This window comes from Candidatus Desulfatibia sp. (assembly GCF_036446775.1).
In the GTDB taxonomy this organism is placed as follows: domain Bacteria; phylum Desulfobacterota; class Desulfobacteria; order Desulfobacterales; family UBA11574; genus Desulfatibia_A.
Genome location: NZ_JAZFTO010000330.1, coordinates 1 through 4298, shown reverse-complemented (window position 1 = coordinate 4298; position 4298 = coordinate 1). Strand labels below are relative to the sequence as shown.

Sequence of the window (4298 nt, the reverse complement as noted above, 5' to 3'; positions counted from 1 at the left end):
GTACCAGGAATGTCCTGGATGAAAATATAGACATTCTGCATAAACTGGCCGAGCTTTTGCTGGAAAAAGAGACCATCACCGGCAAAGAGTTGGATGCTCTCATTCGCGCCATGAAACCGGGGATAGAGTTTCCGACAAAGGAGGCCGGGGCCTAAAGAGATAATGCCCGACAACAAGCGACTATTGGTTTTTCCATCCTTAAAAACATCGGCATCAGTACACTTCAAGTATGAAATTGTGTTAAATAGTGAATAGTGGCTTTTATTCACTATTCAAGACACGACACCGTTATCTACAAAGCCTTTCAAAAAGGCGGCGGCATTGGCTGTCCCTTGAACTGAAAGGTTATGCAAGTCCTTTTTATCCTGCTTCTTTTAAAAAGCCACTTACATATTTGTGAAGCACACTTCCAATTAATGTTTGATAAGGAATGCCTTCCCGGGCGGCTCTTCTTTGTAAGGCGGAAAGATCATTATCCGAAATCCTTATGTTGATCTTACGATTCTTTTTCATCGTATTGCGAGCAATTGGAAGCAAATGGGGTCAAACCGATATCTTGGATAAATTGAAGGAATTGACTTAAGGACATGCGAGAGAAAGATAGATCGTTTAATATTATCTTGTAAAATAGGAGTCCACGATAACTGGTACTCTGCCTTGAACCTTGCATGTAAACTACTCCATAAGCAGTATAGATTGGGGTTCGTAATCATCTATCCGAGACCTGTACTATCTATAATTCAGTAAATATCAAGGCTTCAAAATAGTTGTGATACTGTCTTGAAAATTGTACTGTCAAGTAAAGTTCCAACCCACCTCTTTATTCTTTCAAATCAAGTGTAGGTCGGGACAATTTAGGTCTCGTTGCTGTGCTCAAGCCGCAGAGCGGGCTTACGGCAGCAGGTTTTTAACTGTATGATCGCTTTTTTGAAAATTGTCCTTGCTAAAAAGCGAAATGTCAAGTATATTTAATTATCATAAATGTTAATTAGGCATATCTTGTGAGACACTTTCAATTAAGAGATATTGAGAAACTGTATTTTGGTTATGAGGATATCGCTCGTACACTGGGCATCTTGCAAAATTCAGCCAAAGTAACGGCTCATCGCTATGTTAAACAGGGGATGCTAGTCCGTATAAAACGAAATATCTACATTCTTAAAGAGAGATGGACGAATCTTGACCGTGAACAGAAATTTATCATCGCTAATATTTTGCAAGTGCCATCCTACATCTCTCTTATGACAGCTCTGGATTACTATGAAATAACTACTCAAATGCAGCGTGACTTCATCGAATCCGTCGCTGTTAAACGTACAATAAGAAAAGAGATCGAGCAAACCGTTTTCAACTATACCAAAATCAGCACGGACGTGTATCGCGGATTTTTGAAAAAGCAGGGGGTCTTTATCGCCGAACCTGAAAAGGCCTTTCTGGATGCCGTCTATTTAATGACGTTAGGACGATATAATTTGGATATGCCCTCTATTGATTTTAGCAAATTTGATGTGGAAAAGATCGAGCACATGGCAAAGTCGTTTCCTTTGAAAACCCAAAAATTTATAGACAAAAATGAATATTTTCGAAAAGCATGAAATTTTTGAAATCGAGGTCCTGGAAAAGCTGAAAAATGCACGTCTGCTTGATCCCCTCGTTTTCGGCGGCGGTACCATGCTCCGGCTCTGTCACGAACTCAAACGCTATTCGGTCGACCTGGATTTCTGGCGGATTAAAGACACGGCTGAAAACATACTTTTCGAAAAGATGCTTGATGTTCTGCAACAGAGTTATGACATCACGGATGCGCAAATGAAGCATTTCACAATTCTGTTCGAAATCCGTTCAGGGAGTTTTCCAAAGCGACTCAAAATTGAAATCAGAAAAAAAATTGGCGATTGGGATTTCCAGGAAAAGATTGCCTATTCAAAGTTCAGTACCAAACAGGTCGTTTTAAAAGCGCATACCCTGGAACAAACCATGAAAAATAAAATCTCTGCATTACTGGAAAGGGGAGAAGTCCGTGATGGGTTTGACATTGAATTCCTGTTACGGCAGGGTATTCCGTTGCCGGACCTTTCTGAAGCGGATAAGTCGAAAATAGCTGCCAGATTGGACGGTTTCAAAGAGAATGACTTTAAAGTAAAACTCGGTTCTGTTTTAGAAAGCGATATTCGGGCCTATTACATTGAAAACCAATTCAGATATCTCAGACAGAAACTTAAACCAGAGGGATGGAGCGAATAGGTTCAAAGGTCTCAAATGAATGCCATCTGCTGAGGTCTTACCACTTCCAGGCGGTCTACATTGCGAAACCCCCTGGGCAGCTTGCGTCCCCGACGTCCCCGCTCACCCCTAAACTGTTCGATATTGCCCGGTTTCAGTGTCAGGTGGCGTTTTCCGACGTGGATGATCAGATGACTGTCGACTGGCAAAACAGCAAGCTTGGCCATAAATTCTTCCCTTGAAGCAACGCGTGCCGCAGGTATCTGGATAATCTTGTTGCCTTTTCCGCGCGCCAGCAATGGAAGATGCTTGACCGCAAATACCAGCATCCGGCTTTCATTGCTGACGGCAACCACAAGATCAGCATCGATATCATCTATCGATTTCGGTGCTAACGGCTGCGCCCCCGCGGGTAAGGTTAATAAGGCTTTGCCGTTTCTGTTTTTGGTGTAAAATTCAGCCAGTTTACCGACAAACCCGTAACCCGCATCACTTGCCAGCAACAACAGCCGCTCAGGTGCTCCCATCAGAACCGATACAAAGGTTGCCTCCGGCGGCGGGTTTAAACGGCCGCTCAACGGTTCGCCCTGACCCCTGGCCGACGGCAGGCCAAGCACGGGAATCGAATAGCTCCTGCCGGTAGAGTCCAAAAAGGCCGCGAGCTGGTCGCTGCGGCCCAAGGCCGCTGCCTGGAATCGATCGCCTGATTTATAATTCAAATTAGCCGGGTCCACATCATGCCCCTTGGCAGCCCGAACCCAGCCGTTGCTGGATAAAACTACGGTGACCGGCTCCAGCGGCACGATATCCGCCTGGGAAAGGGCCTGGGCCTCTTTACGCTCAACGATGGGAGAACGTCTTTGGTCACCGTATTTTTCGGCATCTGCAATCAGCTCCTTGCGTATCAGTGTTTTTAAGCGGGCATTTGATCCTAAGATTTTTTTCAGATCATTTTGCTCGCGAGTCAGGTCATCCTGTTCGGACTTGATTTTTATTTCCTCTAATCTGGCCAGATGGCGCAGTTTCAGATCTAGAATGGCCTCGGCCTGTTCACCGGTGAGGCTAAAGTGCTGGATCAATATTGGTTTGGGGTGCTCCCGGCTGCGGATGATTTCGATCACCGCATCGATATTGAGGTAAGCGATAAGTAAGCCTTCCAATAAATGCAGACGGCTTTCTACTTTGTCCAGTCGATGCTGCAGGCGCCGCCGGACCGTATCTGTTCTATAGGCCAGCCACTCTCGAAGTAAAGCCGCCAACCCCTTGACTTGGGGACGGCCGTTGGTGCCGATAACGTTCATGTTCACCCGTAAGGTGCGCTCAAGATCTGTGGTGGCAAACAAATGCGCCATCAGCGCATCGACATCGACCCGGTTGGAACGCGGCACGATCACAAAACGGGTGGGTTCTTCGTGATCGGACTCATCGCGAAGGTCTACTACCATGGGCAGTTTTTTTGCCTGCATTTGCCCGGCAATCTGTTCCAGCACTTTGGCGCCGGACACCTGGTATGGCAGCGCTGTAATAACGATTTCCCCGTTTTCTCTTTCAAAAACAGCCCGCATCCTCAGCCTGCCGATACCCGTACGATACATCTGTGCTATTTCACTGCGCGGAGTAATGATTTCCGCACGAGTGGGAAAATCCGGTCCCTGGATGTGGGCGCACAGATCCTCAATGTTTGCTTTGGGGTTTTTGAGCAGTTCGATGCAGGCATTGGTAACTTCACCTAAATTGTGAGGCGGAATATCGGTCGTCATGCCCACAGCAATTCCGGTGCTGCCGTTTAGCAGGATATTCGGCAAGCGTGCCGGGAGCGTGGAAGGTTCATTCAGGGTGCCGTCAAAGTTAGGCACCCAGTCTACGGTGCCCAGGCCAAGCTCATTCAATAATACCCCGGCATAGGCCGACAACCGGGATTCGGTATACCGCATGGCCGCGAATGACTTGGGATCGTCCGGAGATCCCCAGTTGCCCTGTCCATCCAGCAAAGGGTAACGAAAGGCAAACGGCTGGGCCATTAAGACCATGGCTTCATAACAGGCCGAATCGCCGTGAGGGTGAAATTTACCCAG

At 46.7% G+C, this 4298-nt stretch carries 3 protein-coding genes; 2 read left to right on the top strand and 1 reads right to left on the bottom strand.

What is annotated here, in order from left to right:
* The first annotated feature begins 1001 nt into the window (after positions 1–1001).
* On the top strand, positions 1002–1595 hold the full coding sequence (locus V3S16_RS15550) for a type IV toxin-antitoxin system AbiEi family antitoxin domain-containing protein (RefSeq protein WP_413886570.1): 594 nt from the start codon (positions 1002–1004) through the stop codon (positions 1593–1595).
* A complete protein-coding gene (locus V3S16_RS15545) occupies positions 1573–2244 on the top strand; it encodes a nucleotidyl transferase AbiEii/AbiGii toxin family protein (RefSeq protein WP_413886568.1) in 672 nt (223 codons plus the stop codon). The genes V3S16_RS15550 and V3S16_RS15545 overlap by 23 nt, the downstream gene beginning before the upstream one ends.
* 11 nt (positions 2245–2255) lie before the next feature.
* Here V3S16_RS15545 and parC read toward each other — a convergent pair.
* Positions 2256–4298 (bottom strand): DNA topoisomerase IV subunit A (gene parC, locus V3S16_RS15540; RefSeq protein WP_413886566.1); only part of this gene is annotated, 2043 nt, incomplete at its 5' end.